13 protein-coding genes are annotated in these 17,024 nt (G+C 71.9%); 7 read left to right on the forward strand and 6 right to left on the reverse strand.

All coding sequences use genetic code 11. From position 1 onward, the window contains the following. Nucleotides 1-29: 29 nt before the first annotated feature. The gene (locus tag AC0KTA_RS11905) at nt 30-3,158 is read right to left on the reverse strand and encodes a sensor histidine kinase (protein ID WP_481055091.1); all 3,129 of its coding nucleotides are present in this window, start codon (nt 3,156-3,158) and stop codon (nt 30-32) included. 388 nt (nt 3,159-3,546) lie between these two features. Between AC0KTA_RS11905 and AC0KTA_RS11910 the strand changes: the two genes are divergently transcribed. Together AC0KTA_RS11910 and AC0KTA_RS11915 are read left to right on the forward strand one after the other, a co-directional pair. Then, nucleotides 3,547-4,392, forward strand: coding sequence for a protein phosphatase 2C domain-containing protein (locus AC0KTA_RS11910; RefSeq protein ID WP_481055092.1), 846 nt, complete (start codon nt 3,547-3,549; stop codon nt 4,390-4,392). A gap of 291 nt (nt 4,393-4,683) precedes the next feature. Then, the gene (locus AC0KTA_RS11915; protein ID WP_481055093.1) at nt 4,684-6,039 is read left to right on the forward strand and encodes a YncE family protein; all 1,356 of its coding nucleotides are present in this window, start codon (nt 4,684-4,686) and stop codon (nt 6,037-6,039) included. A gap of 176 nt (nt 6,040-6,215) precedes the next feature. On the opposite strand, the gene AC0KTA_RS11920 is transcribed toward AC0KTA_RS11915, so the two are convergent. Then, nucleotides 6,216-6,767 carry a MarR family winged helix-turn-helix transcriptional regulator gene (locus tag AC0KTA_RS11920; RefSeq protein ID WP_481055094.1) on the reverse strand — a complete coding sequence of 184 codons (552 nt, stop codon included), beginning with the start codon at nt 6,765-6,767 and terminating at the stop codon, nt 6,216-6,218. 287 nt (nt 6,768-7,054) lie between these two features. Between AC0KTA_RS11920 and AC0KTA_RS11925 the strand changes: the two genes are divergently transcribed. After that, complete coding sequence (locus AC0KTA_RS11925; protein ID WP_481055095.1) at nt 7,055-7,897, forward strand: lysozyme; 843 nt, start codon at nt 7,055-7,057, stop codon at nt 7,895-7,897. 183 nt (nt 7,898-8,080) lie between these two features. Here AC0KTA_RS11925 and lon read toward each other — a convergent pair whose 3' ends face one another. Then, nucleotides 8,081-10,519 (reverse strand): endopeptidase La, encoded by a 2,439-nt coding sequence (gene lon / locus AC0KTA_RS11930; protein WP_481055096.1) that lies wholly within the window; start codon nt 10,517-10,519, stop codon nt 8,081-8,083. Between the two features lie 198 nt (nt 10,520-10,717). Here lon and AC0KTA_RS11935 point away from each other — a divergent pair, with 198 nt between their 5' ends. Next, nucleotides 10,718-11,431 (forward strand): GNAT family N-acetyltransferase, encoded by a 714-nt coding sequence (locus AC0KTA_RS11935; protein ID WP_481055097.1) that lies wholly within the window; start codon nt 10,718-10,720, stop codon nt 11,429-11,431. Between the two features lie 183 nt (nt 11,432-11,614). On the opposite strand, the gene AC0KTA_RS11940 is transcribed toward AC0KTA_RS11935, so the two are convergent. The 3 genes from AC0KTA_RS11940 to AC0KTA_RS11950 all read right to left on the reverse strand — a co-directional run bounded on the left by AC0KTA_RS11940 (nt 11,615) and on the right by AC0KTA_RS11950 (nt 13,518). Then, nucleotides 11,615-12,307 (reverse strand): hypothetical protein, encoded by a 693-nt coding sequence (locus tag AC0KTA_RS11940; RefSeq protein ID WP_481055098.1) that lies wholly within the window; start codon nt 12,305-12,307, stop codon nt 11,615-11,617. After that, the gene (locus AC0KTA_RS11945; protein ID WP_481055099.1) at nt 12,304-12,735 is read right to left on the reverse strand and encodes a PadR family transcriptional regulator; all 432 of its coding nucleotides are present in this window, start codon (nt 12,733-12,735) and stop codon (nt 12,304-12,306) included. Before AC0KTA_RS11945 ends, AC0KTA_RS11940 begins: the two co-directional genes overlap by 4 nt. Before the next feature lie 108 nt (nt 12,736-12,843). Next, complete coding sequence (locus AC0KTA_RS11950) at nt 12,844-13,518, reverse strand: rhomboid-like protein (protein ID WP_481056393.1); 675 nt, start codon at nt 13,516-13,518, stop codon at nt 12,844-12,846. 623 nt (nt 13,519-14,141) lie between these two features. Between AC0KTA_RS11950 and AC0KTA_RS11955 the strand changes: the two genes are divergently transcribed. The 3 genes from AC0KTA_RS11955 (at nt 14,142) to AC0KTA_RS11965 (ending at nt 16,870) form a co-directional block, all read left to right on the forward strand. Further along, the gene (locus tag AC0KTA_RS11955; RefSeq protein WP_481055100.1) at nt 14,142-14,846 is read left to right on the forward strand and encodes a spermidine synthase family protein; all 705 of its coding nucleotides are present in this window, start codon (nt 14,142-14,144) and stop codon (nt 14,844-14,846) included. 66 nt (nt 14,847-14,912) lie between these two features. Further along, nucleotides 14,913-15,653 (forward strand): response regulator transcription factor, encoded by a 741-nt coding sequence (locus AC0KTA_RS11960; RefSeq protein WP_016641312.1) that lies wholly within the window; start codon nt 14,913-14,915, stop codon nt 15,651-15,653. Continuing rightward, nucleotides 15,650-16,870, forward strand: coding sequence for a sensor histidine kinase (locus AC0KTA_RS11965; protein ID WP_481055101.1), 1,221 nt, complete (start codon nt 15,650-15,652; stop codon nt 16,868-16,870). Before AC0KTA_RS11960 ends, AC0KTA_RS11965 begins: the two co-directional genes overlap by 4 nt. The last annotated feature ends 154 nt before the right edge of the window (nt 16,871-17,024 follow it).

A 17,024-nucleotide genomic window follows, 5' to 3' on the forward strand; every position in this document is an offset into this window, starting at 1 on the left:
GGAAGAACCGGGTGTGCGCATGGGCGCAGTCAACTGCTTGCCTCCTCGACTGGGTCCCCCGGAACATCTGCGGCACGGTGGCCTTCGCCCGTGCCGGTGGCCTGCGTGGGCCCGGCCGTCTCGGCCAGTTCCGCCGCCACGGCGCGGCGGCCGCTGTTGGCCCCCTGCTGGAACCCGCCGAGCCTGCGGCGCAGTTCCTCGGCGTCCACGGCGGCCCGCGGTTTCGGCGCGGCGCTCCCGGCGGCCGCGCTGATCTTCGGGGTCCGCTTGGGGAGCCCCTTGGCGGTGAACGCGGGGGCCTGGGGAGCCTTGTCGGCCTCGGGAGCCTCGTTGGCCTCGGTGGCCGACGGGGTCTCGGTGTCCGACAGGACTTCGGCGTCCGACAGGACTTCGGCGTCGGGCAGGGCTTCGGGCTCGGCCCCGGCCCCGACCCCCGTACCGGCGCCGCCCCGCGGCAGCGGCAGCGGCTCCGCGCCCTCCGGCATTTCCTCCGCCGCGAGCGCGGCGTCGGGCTCCGTCGGGGACTGCGCGTCCGGCCTGGGGCGCGCCTCCTGCTCCGGCCGGACCTCGTCGTCCGGCCGCGCGTGCGGCTCCGCCTCGTCCGGGTGGTCGGCCGGGACGGGCGGTGCCAGGAGTTCGAGTGTCGTCTCCGCGGCGGCGATCAGGGGGTCCCGCTCGCCCGAACGGGGCGGCAGGACATTGGAGTTGGCCTCGGCCTCCGAGCCGGGCAGGTGCACCGGCGGCGCGTCGGTGCGCGCGGCGGGCACCGTCCCGGGTGCCCCCGGCGCGGGCGGGTCGGCGAGGATGCCGCCGGGCAGCACGACGACCGCCGCGACGCCGCCCTGCTTCTGCTCGCGCAGCCGCACCCGCGCCCCGTGCCGCGCGGCGAGCCGCGCCACCACGTACAGGCCGAGCCCGAGCCCGTCGCCGCCCTCCTGGTCGTACACGTCGTCGGCGGAGAACTCCGCGAGCCGCGCGTTGAGTTCCTCCAGGCGCTCCGCGCCGACGCCGATGCCCTCGTCCTGCACGGAGAGCATCACCTCGCCGTTCTCCAGGAGCCAGCCGGACACCTCGACGGCGGCGTCCGGCGGCGAGAACGACGTCGCGTTCTCCAGGAGTTCGGCCACCAGGTGGCTGATGTCGTCGGCCGCGAACCCCGCGATGTGCGCGTGCGGCGGCAGCGTGGCGATGGCGACCCGCTCGTACCGCTCGATCTCGCTGACGGCGGCGCGTACGACGTCGACGAGCGGCACCGCGCCGGCGTGCTGGTGGCCGTGCTCGGCGCCCGCGAGGACCAGGAGGTTCTCGCTGTGGCGGCGGGTGACGGTGGCGAGGTGGTCGAGCTTGAAGAGGGTGGCGAGCCGGTCGGGGTCCTGCTCGCGCTCCTCCAGGCCCTCGATGACGGCGAGCTGCCGCTCGACGAGGCCGAGCGTGCGCAGCGCGAGGTTCACGAAGGTGCCGTGGATGCTGCGCCGCACCCGCTCCAAGTGGACGGACGCCTCGGCGAGCTCGGCGCGCAGCGCGTCGCGCTCGTCGGCCATGGCCTGGCGAGCGTCGGCCATCGCCTGCCGCTTGCCGATCAGGTGCTTGCGGTCGGCCTCCAGGGTGGTGAGGCGTTCCTGGAGGGCGACGGCGTGGCCGTGCAGCGCGTTGACGGACCGGACGACCGCCGCGAACTCGTCGTCGCGGCCGGTGAAGCGCACCGGCTCCTCGGTGCCGGGCGCGGCCGCGACCCGCGCCGCGCCGAGGCGCAGCGCGGCGAGCGGCCGGGTCAGCGAGCGGGCCGTGCCCATGCACACGCCGACCGCGACGAGCAGCAGCACGCCGACGAGCGCGATGCGGATCTCCAGCGCGGTGACGTCGTCGTCGCGCAGCTCGCCGAGGCTCTCGGTGCGGGCGGCGGCGAGGGCGTTCTCGGCGCCGCGCATCGCCTCGACGCGGGCGGAGAGCGCGCTGTCGAGCTTCTTCCGGTCCAGGCGCCGGTCGGCGGCGGAGAGCCTGGGCTCGTCGGTGAGGCGGGCCAGGTACTGCTCGGCGGTCGTCACGCCGTTGCCGGTGACGGTCGATTCGTACGTGGCGCGGGTCTTGGCGGGCGCGGTGTCCAGGAAGTCGGCGAGCGCGGCCAGCTCCCGCACGTGGGCCTGCTGGGCGGCGGCGCTGAGGCCGTCGCGGCGGCCGTCCTCCTCGCTGTCGCCGGTGCCGGAGCCGGTTCCGGTGGATCCTGGGGCGGTCGGCAGGCCGGTGACGGGGTCGACGGTGGTGCCGGTCGGCGCGGGGCGGGGCACGGCGAGCGCGGCGAGGAGCAGGCCGCGCGCGGCGCCGGCCTGGTCGACGGCGTGGTCGAGATCGGCCAGGGCGTGGCCCCCGGAGCCCGCGCGCGGCGGGAGTCTCTCGGCCAGCTCGCGGGTCAGGCCGTGCAGTTCGGTGATGGCCTTCGCGTACGCCTTGTGGGCGTCCAGCGCGCCGGTCTTGCCGGTGAGGGCGGCCCTGCGCACGGCCGGGAGGCGGTCGAGGTCGCGGCGCAGGTCCGCGGTGACGGAGGTGTTGGTGCTGGCGTCGGCGGCGGCCTCGCGCAGTTCCTCGATGCGGCGGTCCACGCGGGCGCTGCGGCTCTCGGAGAGGCCCTTGCCGTCGGGGCGTCCGGCGGCGATGTACGCGGTGACCTCGTCGCGCTCGTCGGCCAGCGAGTGACTGAGGGTGATCGCCTGCTGGGTGAGCTCGGAGAGCGTCACCAGGCTCTGCGAGTCGTTGAGTTGCCCCGAGGCGCCGACGATCACGGGTGCCCCTGCCCCGGCGACGGCCGCGGCGACGACCGCGACGGCCGTTATGAGGCGGTTGCGGACGCGGGCTTTGGGGGGTTTGGGGGGTGCGGGGGTGGGTGTGGGTGCGGCGGGGGCCGAGGGGTCCGCCGGGGCGGCCGAGGGGCTCGTCGGGGAGGCCGAAGGGCCCGTCGGGGAGGCCGAGGTCGCCGTCGGGGCGGTGGAAGTGGCCGCCGGGCCGGTCGAGGGGTCCGCCGGGGAGCCCGAGGTGGCCGTCGGTCCGCCCGTGCCGGACTCGGGCGTGCCCTCCGCGGTGGCGGACGCCCGCTCGGCGGGAGTGGTCGCGCCCGGCGGGTCCCCTTCCGGGGCCTTCTGCCTGCCTTCGCGCCGAGGCCGCATCTCTTGCACCGGTGCTCGCATTCCTGTTTTTCGTCTGCCCTGGGGCCCGGGTGACGATCCGTCAACGCGAGCGCGCCCGGCCCGGATCCCGAACTTCGCAGACGATTCCAGTGCCGGTACGCGGCAGTCGCGCATCGCCTGCCTGGCCACCTGAAGGAGTGAACATCGACAGGGAGTTGGTGAGCAAGTCACCCTGTGTGTCGTGAGGGCCGCACGCGGTGTTCCGGTTGGACGTCTGTGGGCTGCTTTGGCAGGATGCGCCGCCACACCCTCGCCGGAGTCGATCATTCCGGCCGAAATCCGACGCCCGGCCTGCGCGTGTCCTCCCGCACTCCGGCACGCACGGGTCTTCGGGGGAACCCGTGAAGGCCTCGTGCAGACTGAGCGGATGCGCATCGAACTGGCCACCGAGCCCGGCGACCCGGACCGCCCCAACGAGGACTACGCGTCGGTGGCGCTCCCCGCGTCCGGACAGGGCGGATCACTGGTGCTCCTGGACGGCGTGACACCCCCGTCCGGCGACGTCGGGTGTCTGCATTCCGTCCCCTGGTTCACCGCCCGGCTCGGCGGCGCACTGGGTGAACTGTCCGTTTCACGGCGGGATATGACGCTGCCTGAGATTCTCGCGGCGGCCATCTCACGCACCGCGGACACCCACCGTGACACCTGTGACCTTTCTCACCCGCGCACGCCTCAGGCAACGGTGGTGCTCGCGCGGTGGGACGCGGAGCGCGTCGAGCACCTCGTCCTGTCGGACTCGGCGCTGCTCGTGGCCGGTCCCGACGGCGGGGTGGAGGCGATCCTCGACCCGCGCCTGGACCAGCTCCCGCCCGCGATCGGGGAGCTGCGCGACGCCGTACGGGCGCTGCCGCGCGGCTCGGCCGAACGGCAGGCCGAGGGCCGCCGGTACGCGGCGGCGGTCGAGGCGCTGCGGAACGCCGAGGGCGGCTTCTTCACGGCGGCGGCGGACCCCGAGGTGGCCGCGCTCGCGATCACCGGCGCGCACCCCCGCTCCGCCGTCACCGCGCTCGCGGCCTTCACGGACGGCGTGGGGCGCTGGGTCGAGACGTTCCGCGAGGGCGACTGGGCGGACTGCTTCGCGCTGCTGCGCAAGATCGGCCCCCAGGGACTGGTGGACCGCGTACGGGAGTTGGAGCGGGCGGACCCCGACGGCACGTCGTTCCCGCGCGGCAAGCGGCACGACGACGCGGCGGTGGTGTACGCGGAGTTGTAGCAGTTGCAGCTCCGCGGGCGCGCGGAGTCGCGGCGCCGCACGCGCCCGGAGTCATGGCGCCGCACGCGTTTCGGCACCCGCCGACCGGGACATAACGAAAAACAATTCAATTCTCCATTCCCGCGATCCTGGGTCCCGCGATCCTGACCGAACTGATCTCCGGAACATTTCAACTGAAGTAGAGATCAGGAATTGCCTGTTGAAATTCCATTCGACAACAGGGAAGGATCAGCGACCGAGGGGAACGCATGACCACATCCGGTCATGTGCCCGCGCACGAAGGAGAATTGAATGTCCCAGCGCATGGCGGTCATCGCGGGTTCGGTACTCGCGGCCGCGCTGGTGCTCAGCGGCTGTGGTTCGGACGACGACGACGGCGGGAGCAAGGAGGGCGATTCGGGGTCGGCCGCGGCCGAGGCGAAGGTGCTCGCCAAGGTGACACAGCCGAAGGTCAGCGAAATGGCCGGGGCCATGGGCATGTGGACGACGGACAAGAATTTCGTCAAGGCCGGGCTCAAGAAGATATCCGGCTATCCGCTGGCCGGCGGAAAGGCCGAGTGGGAGGTCCCGCTGACCGGCGAGGTCTGCTGGTCGTCCCAGACGCCCACCAAGGACGGAAAGGTCGCGGTCGTCTACCAGGACGACAAGAAGGACCCGTCGGTCTGCACCGAGGTCGGCGTCGTCGACATCAACAAGGGAAAGCTGCTCTGGCACAAGCAGGCCGTGGACGAATACGGCAGCGCCCAGATGTTCGACGAGGTCACCGTCGGCGGCGGCACGGTCGCCGCCGCGGGCACCAGCGCCAACGCGGGCTGGAAGCTGGACGGCACGCCCCTGTGGAAGCCGTCCGACGAGACCTGCGACACCGTCGGCTACGCGGGCGACGAGACCAAGCTGATCGCGGTCCGCGACTGCGGCGACACCGACAACCCCAAGCTCCAGGTCGAGACGGTCGACCCGAAGACGCGCACGGCGAAGTCGACGTACAAACTGCCGCAGGGCACCGAGTACGTCCATGTCGCCGCCGTCGACCCGCTGGTGCTCGCCGCCGACGACGGCAAGTCGCAGGGCGGCTCCGGGATCTCGCGGTTCATCACGGTCGACGACAGCGCCGCGCAGGGCAAGGAGCTCAGCACGATCCCGGTGGGCGGCGGCAAGCACGGCAAGTACGAGGCCGAGTGCCCGGCCACCGAGGTCACGGGCTGTGCGCAGCTCGCGGTCAGCAAGGAGAAGAACGCGCTGTACCTGGGCACGTCCGACCCGGCGAGCAGCTCGTCCGAGGCCAAGAACGACCTGGTGTCCTTCGACCTGAAGACCGGCAAGCAGCTGCGCCGCGCCCCGGGTTCGGACTCGGGCCGTCTGATGCCGATCGGCCTCGACGACTCCGGCAAGGTCATCGCGTACGAGGAGGCGAACATCGCCCGTGAGGAGGGCGGCGCGGTCCACAAGGTCGACCCCGCCACGCTCAAGCAGACGAGGGTCCTCCAGAACCCGGCCGACAGCTACGAGATGGAGGCCCGCTTCGAGTCGGACCGCCGCACCCTGTACGCCGGCAACCGCCTCTACCTGGGCGCGGACCACGTGACGGAACCGTCGACGGTCTACAAGACACCACAGCCGCTGGCGGTGGTGTTCGGGGAGAAGTAATTCCCCGAGACGACCGGCAGCGCAGGGAAAACATGAACGCGGACGCACCGGGCGCAACGTCCACTGTCCGGCGCGGGGTAAACGGGTGGAGCGGGTGGGAGATCTCCCGCCGCGAAGCGGCGGGGCCAGGACACAACCCCAGCTAGGACGCAGCCCCAGCCAGGACACAACCCCAGCTAGGACTCAGCCCCAGAGTTGAGCTTCCCCAGCAGCCGAGCAAGCTCGGCAACTTCCCCCCGGTCCCACCCGGCAAGCTGCCGAACATACCGTCCACGCCGCGCGCGGCGCACCGTACGAAACCGCTCCCGGCCTTCGGCCGTAAGCCGCACGAGCCAGGCCCTGCCATCGGCGGGGTCTGGCTCACGCGCGACAAGGCCCAACTCCTCCAGAGCCCGCAGCTGCCTGCTCATCGTGGCCTTGCCCACCCCGATGAACGCGGCGAGATCGGTGGCCCGCCGAGGCCCCGACTCGTCGAGAAACGCGAGCAGCCCATACGCGGCCGGCTCCAACTCCGGATGCACCTGCCGGGCCATCTCCCCGGAGGACGCCCGCGCCCGGCGCAGCAGCAGCGTCAATTCCCGCTCCAGGGCAAGGAATTCCTGATCCACACCGCCGCCCCCAGCCGGGCCCGCCCCGGACCCCTCACCGGGGGCCACCCCGGCACCCTCGCCGGGGGCCACCCCGGCCCCCTCACCGCGGGCCGCGCCCTCGCGCATCTCAGCACCCATGCCACACTTTCCCGATCCTGAAAGTTTCCGCCAACCGCGGCCATCGCCGCAGCTCGCCCAGTATTTCGCAGGCGTAGACCAACGGCGGGCATCAGCACCTCTTCCCCTGCGCGGTCTACGTGCGTAGCGTCTTTAGTGACATGTTCACACCAGCGACATGTCGACAGGTCCCCCCACCGAGTCCCGTACGCACCGCGCGCCCGCCCCGCGACGTGGGAAACCGTGAGCCACACGTACGGCGCGGCGCGTCGGCGTACGAACTCCACGAGGCCTTTCGGAGGCACGCCATGCCCGTGCACAGACCCGGTACGGCCCGTCGCGGACACCCCGCGGCCGGCATTCTCCTCGCCGTCCTCTCCGCCCTGTCCCTCCTGATCACCCTGCCCGGCGCCGCACAGGCGGCCGACGGTGACAGTGACGTACCGCCGCGCGGCTCCGCCCGCATGGGCATGGGCGTCGTCGAGCACGACGGCGAGGGCGGCCGGCCGAGCGGCGGCGACGCCGTCCAGACCGAGGGCGTCGATGTCAGCAGCCACCAGGGCAACGTCAATTGGTCGGCCCTGTGGAACAGCGGCGTGAAGTGGGCCTACGTCAAGGCGACGGAGTCCACCTCGTACAAGAACCCCTACTTCGCGCAGCAGTACAACGGCTCGTACAACATCGGCATGATCCGTGGCGCCTACCACTTCGCCACGCCGGACACCTCCAGCGGCGCCACCCAGGCCAACTACTTCGCGAGCAACGGCGGCGGCTGGTCGCGCGATGGCAAGACCCTGCCGGGCGCCCTCGACATCGAGTGGAACCCGTACGGCGCCGCCTGCTTCGGCAAGTCGCAGAGCGCGATGGTCAGCTGGATCCGCGACTTCCTGAACACCTACAAGGCGCGCACCGGGCGCGACGCGGTGATCTACACGGCCACCAGCTGGTGGAAGCAGTGCACGGGCAACTACGGCGGCTTCGGGTCCGCCAACCCGCTGTGGATCGCGCGCTACAACACCAGCCCCGGTGAACTCCCGGCCGGCTGGGGCTTCCACACCATGTGGCAGTACACGTCGTCCGGCCCGATCGTCGGGGACCACAACAAGTTCAACGGCGCCTACGACCGACTGCAGGCCCTGGCCAACGGCTGAGCACCGGCCGACGGGCCCCGGCCAACAGCTGAACGCCCGGCCGACGGGCCCCGACCGACAGGCCCCCGGCCAACGGCTGAACGCCCGGCCGACAGGCCCTGAGCGCGGCAAGGCCCGGGATCCCTGCGGATCCCGGGCCTTCACTTCCCCGCCGCGCCCGTCACGCCGCGGCGGGAACCTTCGTCACGCCGCCGCCGGAACCTGCACCTCGGCCGCCGCCGACGCCGGCGTGAGCGCCAGCTCCAGGACCTGCCGGACGTCCGTCACCGCGTGCACGTCCAGCTTCTCCAGGACCTCGGCCGGGACGTCGTCCAGGTCCGGCTCGTTCCGCTTGGGTATGACCACGGTGGTGATGCCCGCGCGGTGCGCGGCGAGCAGCTTCTGCTTCACACCGCCGATGGGCAGCACCCGCCCAGTCAGCGACACCTCACCGGTCATCGCCACGTCCGTGCGCACCAGTCGGCCGCTGAGCAGCGACGCGAGCGCCGTCGTCATCGTGACGCCCGCGCTCGGGCCGTCCTTGGGCACCGCACCCGCCGGGAAGTGGATGTGCGCGCCCCGGTCCTTCAAGTCGCCGACCGGCAGCTCCAATTCGGCGCCGTGCGAGCGCAGGAAGGAGAGCGCGATCTGCGCGGACTCCTTCATGACGTCACCGAGCTGGCCGGTGAGCGTCAGGCCCGACGCCCCCGTCTCGGGGTCGGCCAGCGAGGCCTCGACGAACAGCACGTCGCCGCCCGCTCCGGTGACCGCGAGCCCCGTGGCCACACCGGGCACCGCGGTGCGCCGCTCGGCCGGGTCCTGCGCGGACTCCGGGACGTGGTGCGGCCGCCCGATCAGGCCGCGCAGATCGCCCTCGGCGACCGTGAACGGCAGCTCGCGCTCGCCCAGTTCGTGCTGGGCCGCGACCTTGCGCAGCAACCGCGCCACGGACCGCTCCAGGTTGCGCACGCCCGCCTCGCGGGTGTACTCCCCCGCCAGCTTGCGCAGCGCGCCCTCGTCGATCGTCACCTCGCCGTCGCCGAGCCCGGCCCGCTCCAACTGGCGCGGCAGCAGGTGGTCACGGGCGATGACGATCTTCTCGTCCTCCGTGTACCCGTCGAGCCTGACCAGCTCCATGCGGTCGAGCAGCGCCTCCGGAATGGCCTCGAGCACGTTGGCCGTCGCCAGGAACACCACGTCGCTCAGGTCGAGTTCGACTTCCAGGTAGTGGTCGCGGAAGGTGTGGTTCTGCGCCGGGTCGAGCACTTCGAGCAGCGCGGCCGCCGGGTCGCCCCGGAAGTCCGAGCCCACCTTGTCGATCTCGTCGAGCAGGACGACGGGGTTCATGGAACCCGCCTCCTTGATCGCCCGCACGATGCGCCCGGGCAGGGCACCCACGTACGTACGCCGGTGGCCGCGGATCTCCGCCTCGTCCCGCACACCGCCGAGCGCGACCCGCACGAACTTGCGCCCCATGGCGTGCGCCACGGACTCCCCGAGCGAGGTCTTGCCGACACCGGGCGGGCCGACCAGAGCGAGCACCGCGCCGCCGCGCCGTCCGCCCACGACACCCATGCCGCGGTCCGCGCGCCGCTTGCGCACCGCCAGATACTCGGTGATGCGCTCCTTCACGTCCTGCAGGCCCGCGTGCTCGGCGTCGAGGATCTCCTGGGCGCCCTTGATGTCGTACGCGGAAGCACTGTCATCGGTTCGCTCGTTCCACGGCAGTTCGAGCACCGTGTCGAGCCAGGTGCGGATCCAGGAGCCCTCGGGCGACTGGTCGCTCGCGCGCTCCAGCTTCTCTACTTCCTTCAGGGCCGCTTCCCGCACGTTCTCCGGCAGGTCGGCGGCCTCCACCCGGGCGCGGTAGTCGTCGGACTCCTCCTCGCCGTCCTTGCCGTTGAGCTCGCGCAGCTCCTTGCGCACCGCTTCCAGCTGGCGCCGCAGCAGGAACTCGCGCTGCTGCTTGTCGACTCCCTCCTGCACGTCCTTGGCGATGGACTCGGCCACGTCCTGCTCGGCCAGGTGCTCCCGCAGCTGCTCGGTGGCCAGCTTCAGGCGCGCCGTCGGGTCCTCGGTCTCCAGGAGCTGGATCTTCTGCTCGGAGGTGAGGAACGGCGAGTACCCGGAGTTGTCCGCGAGCGCGGAGACGTCGTCGATCTGCTGCACGCGGTCGACGACCTGCCACGCGCCGCGCTTCTTCAGCCAGCTCGTGGCCAGCGCCTTGTACTCCTTGACCAGCTCGGCGGTGGCGCCGGGCAGCGGCTCGGGCACGGTCTCCTCGACCCGGGTGCCCTCCACCCACAGAGCCGCGCCGGGCCCGGTCGTGCCCGCGCCGATGCGCACCCGGCCACGAGCGCGGATCAGCGCCCCCGGGTCTCCGTCCGCCAGCCGGCCGACCTGCTCGACGGTGCCGAGCACGCCCATGCCCGCATACGTCCCGTCGATCCGCGGAACAAGCAGCACCTTTGGCTTGCTGCTGCTTCCACTGGACCGGGCAGCGGCCTGGGCGGCCTCCACCGCGGCGCGTACATCGGCATCGGACAGGTCGAACGGCACCACCATGCCGGGCAGCACGACCTCGTCGTCGAGCGGCAGCACGGGCAGAGCGAGCGGTGTGTACCCCGTGGACTCAGCAGCCATGATCTCCCCTTCGGCATTCAAGTTGAGCTATACCGACTCAATGCTTGTGAGCCTCCGAATGTTCCTCGGGCTTGTTCGCTGTCAGCGATCACCTCTGTCGCCCCGGAAATCCTCAAACGTAAGGTTCACCCACCAGAAGCAGTCATTACATACCCCGTCATCATCGGAATCTGGATCTGAATCTGAAGGGTTGCCCCCATGCACAGCACAGAGGACGCCCCGATCGCGGACAGCGAGGCCGTGCGGGCCTGGGTCGACGGCTGGGTCGTCTCGCGCGGCGCCGCCCCGCCGGTGGTGGAGCCCTGGGGCTTCACCATCGACGTCGGCCAGGCCAAGCACCCGACGCGGCATGTCCTCGGTGCCACCGGCGCGGGCGTCCAGGAGGCCGACGTACGCAAGGTCGCCGCGTCGGTGACCGGAGCGGATGTGTGGCTGAAGGTCTTCGATCACCCGGACCGTGTCGCGCCGTGGCTCGGCCCCGAGTGGTGGCTGGACCCGGAGCCCGGCTACCTGATGACCGCGCCTCTCACCCCCGTCGCCCCGCACCGCCTGGCCGCCCCCGACGGCTACCGGCTGCGCACCTGGTCGCGTGGCGGCGTCATCCGCACGATGGTCACCGCCGCCGACGGCACCTGGGCAGCCCGCGGCCAGATCGCGCCGACCGGCCGCACTGCGGTCGCCGACCAGATCGAGACTTCCCCGCAGCACCGCCGCAAGGGCCTGGGCAGCCTCGTCATGCGCACGCTCACGGTCGCGGCCGTCGAGCAGGGCGCGGAACTCGGCGTCCTGGGCGGGACTCCGGAAGGGCGGGCCCTGTACGAGTCGTTGGGCTGGCGGGTGGTCGCTGGGCTGACGAGCGCACGACGGAAGTCGGCGGAGGAAGAGGAAGAAGGGGAAGAGGAGGGAGCCTGAGCCGCCGGCCCGCTCGGGCTCGTAGCCCGCTGAACGCTTGCGTCCCGCTCGGGCTCGTAGCCCGCTGGGCGCTCGCGGCCCGCTGAGGCTCGCGGCCCGCCGGGGTCGTGGCCCGCCGGGGTCGTGGCCCACCAGCCGCTCGCGGCTCACTCGGCGGCCACCGACCCGCTGGGCGCTGGTGACTTACGCGGCGTCGGCTTCCGCTGTCTTTCTCGCGCGGGTGTCCATGTACGCGTACGGCAGTCCGGGCAGCATCAGGAGCACGGTCCCCCACAGCGGCAGGCGGAAGAGCGTGTCGTCGCTGGCGAGCCAGGAGGTGAGCTGGGCGAAGGCCACTCCTATGAGGCCGACGAGCAGCCACCCTTTGAAGCCGAGGGAGCCACGCCTTGTCTCCAGGGCGACTGTGCCCGCCAGTATCACTGCGTAGAAAGCTATGCGTGGTGCCTCGACGGACAGCGTGAGCGTCCGGTCCAGAAGGTGCGTGAGGAGCAGCAGCGAGCCGAGGACGAACGGGGTCAGCGCCGCCATCCGCAGCACCCGCCGGTGCAGGGGTGTGCGCGCCCGGGCCCAGGCCGCGGCGAACGCCTTCGCGTCCGCACCGACCACGTCCCGCGCCGAGCGGCCCGCGGCCGCGGCCTCCTCCAGGTGCGCGGAGAGCTCGGCCAGCATCTCGCGTGTGGAGGCGTCGTCGATGCCTCTGTACTCCCAGTTGCTCCGGCAGACCGCCAGGACGCGGACGCGTTCCGCCGCGTCGGCCGCGTTCCCTTCGGCCTCCTTCCCAACCGTTGCCGTCGCGTCGACCCCGCTATCGCGGGCCGTGGCCTCATCGATCGCGTTCTCGCCGGTCGGTGTCTCGCTGGTCGTCTGGTGCGTCATGTCGTGCGTCCCCCGTGTCGCTGTCTCGCGCGTCCTTCTTGTCCCTTGTCCTCGTCCTGCCCGCCCCGCCCGTCGCCCTCCCCCTGCAAGGTCCTGGAGACCGCCACCGTGAAGGTGCTCCAGGTGGCGCGGCCCGCGGCCAGCTCGGCCGCGCCCGCGTCGGTGAGGCGGTAGTACTTGCGCGGCGCTCCGCCCGCCACGGACGGAGCGCGGTAGGAATCGACCAGCCCGGCTCGCTCCATGCGGGCGAGCAAGGGGTAGATGCTGCCCTCGCTCACCAGGTCCAGGCCGCTCTCGGTGAGGGCCTCCACGAACTCGTAGCCATACCGAGGCCGTTCGCCGATGAGCGCGAGCAGGCACAGATCGAGCACCCCGCGCAGCAACTGACTGCGCCGCTGGTCGTGCGTCGCGGCCAGTTCCTTTGTCATGCGGTACAAGATAGTCGCCAAGTACCTTGCGTCGCAAGGGTTTTATCCGGAGCCTGCGATTCCGCCGAAACCGGCCTCACGGCAGGGCGGGAAGCCCGAGCCCACGGCCTACGCGGACGCGCCCGACCCCCGGCGCCGCAGCAGCGGCCATGTCGCGACGCCGACAACCAGCGCCAGCAGATGACCCCAGTTGGTCATCGGGTCGGTGAAGGCGACGAGATCCGTGACGAGCATCCAGCCGAACCCCGCGAGGACGGCCCAGCGCAGCCAAGGCGTCAGCATCCCGGCGAGCGCGCCGACGCTCGCGGCGACGCCGAAGCTGATGCCGTAGTCGAGGCGGTGCAGGGAACTCCCGGGCAGATGGCCGGCCAGCACCGAGAGCCCGACCGGCACCTCGGTGGCCAGCGTGGCGACCACGTGTCCCAGCAGGAACACACCCGCCGTACGCAGCCCGCCGACGCGGCGTTCCAGAGCGGTGAGGACCAGCAGGAACCCGATGGCGTACGGCGACGTGATGCCGCCCGCGATCCACAGCGCACTCGCGACGAGGACGAACACCGGACGGTCCGCGAGGTGCGCCACGTCCGTGCTCGAACCCTGGTGCAGCGAGGAGATGAGGGAGGGGTCCGCGTACTCGGTGAGGAGCGAGGTCAGGAGAAGGACGAGGGCGTACCCGAAGGTGAAGGGCGTTCCGGTCGGCGAGGGCAGCAGCCGCCAGGGCCGCAGCCCTCGCAGTCCGGCCGGCACCCGCGTCCGCGCACCACGGACACCGGGCCTCCGCACACCACGGACACCGGGCCCGCCCACCACAGCCTCGTCACGACCAGCCCCACCCGCCACAAACGCACCACCAGCGGCCCCACCCGCCACAGCCCCGCCGTAAGCGACCTCGGCGAGCGACTTCTCGACCACGAGCGGCCCCTCGACGGCACCCCCACGCCGAGCCACAACCTCGGGCGCACCCGGCGCCCGCCTGCCGGCCTGACTGGGCACCGCGTCAAGCGTCAAAACCCCCGACTCGCCGACCACGACTTCATGCGCCACAGGCCCCGGCCCACCGGGCACGACATCGCGCACCACAAGCCCGGGCTCACCGGCCACCGCGCCCACACCCCCGGGCGAACCCCCCACCCCCGCGGCGGCGCCCCCGCCAGAACCCGCTCCGCCAGAAACCCGCCCAGACCGGTTCACGCTGCGGTGCTCCCTCCATCACGGCTTCACGGACCTTCCATCACGGATAGATCACGGATCACGCTTCACCGATCGTTCCCGCGCTGTCTATGACCGACGCCACGTGAGGCGCGATTCACAGGAACTCACAGCAACCCCACACCATTCCCCGGCGTCCCGCAGAACCGCACCCCCGTACTCCCCACACCCACCCCATTCGGCAGGAAGATGGGCAGATGCACACCCCGTACCGACCTGATCCCCCCGTGGTTCTCGACCGGCGCGAAGGCCCCTACGGCGAAGTCGTCCTGCGGCGCCACGGAGACCTGCTGCAGATCATTGCCAACGGCATGTTCCTGATGGACACCTCGGACGGCCGCTCGGAGCGGCTCCTGATCGACGCGGCGTACGACGCCCTCGATGGGCGGCCGCGGCCGAGCGCCCTCATCGGCGGCCTGGGCGTCGGCTTCTCCCTAGCCCACGCGGCCGCCGACCCCCGCTGGGGCCGCATCACCGTGGTCGAGCGCGAGCAGGCCATCATCGACTGGCACCTCGACGGGCCGCTCTCGGAACTGTCCCGGGAGGCGCTCGCGGACCCGCGCACCGAGATCCTGCACACCGACCTGGTCGCATATGTCAACGGCTCATTCGCAGGCGCCAACGGCTCACCGGCCACGTACGACGCCCTGTGTCTCGACATCGACAACGGCCCCGACTGGACCGTCACAGAGGACAACGAGAGCCTCTACTCCCCCACCGGCCTCGCCGCCTGCCAGGCCCGTCTGAACCCCGGCGGTGTTCTCGCGGTGTGGTCCGCGCAGCCGTCACCCGCTTTCGACTCCGCTCTACGGAATGCCGGGTTCCAACAGGTACGTACGGAAGAGATCCCCGTTGCCCGGGGCGTACCGGACGTGGTTCATCTCGCGGCAAGGGCTGCGTAGCCGAGGGGCCTTCACGCCCCGTACTCTGCTGACCGGACACCAAGCGATCACGTCAGGGGCGGGGCGATGGAGCAGACACACACCTCCCACAACAGCGCCACGGCAGCGATGCCGGGCGCCCAGCGCCGGGTTCTGGTGGTCGAGGACGACCCGACGATCGTCGACGCCATCGCCGCCCGGTTGCGCGCCGAGGGTTTCGTCGTGCAAACAGCGGCGGACGGCCCGGCAGCGGTGGACACCGCACAGGCCTGGCAGCCGGATCTGCTGATCCTCGACATCATGCTGCCGGGCTTCGACGGCCTGGAGGTCTGCCGTCGCGTGCAGGCCCAGCGGCCGGTGCCGGTGCTGATGCTCACCGCGCGGGACGACGAGACGGACATGCTGGTCGGGCTCGGCGTCGGCGCCGACGACTACATGACCAAGCCGTTCTCGATGCGCGAGCTCGCCGCGCGCGTGCACGTGCTGCTGCGCCGGGTCGAGCGGGCCGCGCTCGCGGCCACGACGCCGCGCAGCGGCATCCTGCGCCTGGGCGAGCTGGAGATCGACCACGCGCAGCGGCGCGTGCGGGTGCGCAGCGAGGACGTACACCTGACACCCACGGAGTTCGACCTCCTGGTGTGCCTGGCGAACACCCCGCGCGCGGTGCTCTCGCGCGAGCAGCTCCTCGCCGAGGTGTGGGACTGGGCCGACGCGTCCGGCACCCGCACCGTCGACAGCCACATCAAGGCGCTGCGCCGCAAGATCGGAGCGGAGCGCATCCGTACGGTCCACGGGGTCGGGTACGCCCTGGAGACCCCGACGCCATGACGGCGGACCCCGGCGCCGCCGACGGCACGGCTCGCGGCGCCCTGAGCGGCACGCCGGGCAGTGCCCACGGCACGCCGGGCGGCACGGCGGAGCTCGCGCGGGACCGGGCCCGGAACTGGCGCTGCGACCGGGGCGGTGGCATCGGCCTCAACGGGCCCTTCGCGGGCCTCAGGCCGTTCTCCATCAAGACGAAGCTCGGCACCCTGGTCGTCGTCTCCGTGTTCATCACCACGGGGCTGCTGATGGTGGCCATGGAGACGGAGACCGAGCTCCGCTTCATCACCGTCTTCTCCGTGATCGCCACCCTGTTGATCACGCAGTTCGTGGCCCACAGCCTCACGGCGCCGCTGGACGAGATGAACTCGGTGGCCCGCGCGGTCTCGCACGGCGACTACACGCGCCGCGTGCGCGGTGCCGACCGCCGCGACGAGCTGGGCGACGTGGCCATGACGATCAACCGCATGGCCGACGACCTGGAGGCGCAGGACCAGCAGCGCAAGGAGCTGGTCGCCAACGTCTCGCACGAGCTGCGCACCCCCATCGCCGCGCTGCGCGCCGTCCTGGAGAACGTCGTCGACGGCGTCTCGGCGGCCGACCCGGAGACGATGCGTACGGCCCTGAAGCAGACCGAGCGCCTGGGCCGTCTGGTGGAGACCCTGCTCGACCTGTCCCGCCTCGACAACGGGGTCGTCCCCCTCAAAGCGCGCCGCTTCGAAGTGTGGCCCTATCTGTCGGGCGTCCTGAAGGAGGCCAACATGGTGGCTTCCGCGCGCAAGGGGGTGCCGTCGGGCTCCGGCAGTCATACGCGTACGGACGTCCATCTGCACCTGGACGTCTCCCCTCCGGAGCTGACGGCGCACGCGGACGCCGAGCGCCTGCACCAGGTCGTCGCCAACCTCATCGACAACGCGGTCAAGCACAGCCCGCCGCACGGCCGCGTGACGGTGCGTGCCCGGCGCGGCCTGTATCCCGAGTCCCTGGACCTGGAGGTCCTCGACGAGGGCCCCGGCATTCCGGAGTCGGAGTGGCACCGCGTCTTCGAGCGGTTCAACCGCGGCGCGCACGCCGGCGCACCGCCCGGCAGCGACGGCGGCACGGGGCTCGGCCTCGCGATCGCGCGCTGGGCCGTCGATCTGCACGGCGGGCACATCGGCGTGGCCGAATCGGCTCGGGGCTGCCGAATTCAGGTCACCCTTCCGGGCCTGCCCGAAGCCTGAAGTTGACGTAAGGTTCGAAGTGGAAGCGCTCTCCGGGCGCGCGCACGACGCGTCGGACGGGCCGCAGCCGCGTGTCGACGCACCCAGGGGGTGCGCAGGACGTGCACAGAGGTGCACAGACGTCCCCACCAGGGCCTCACGCGGTGCACTGTCG

Source organism: Streptomyces sp. Y309, assembly GCF_056712025.1.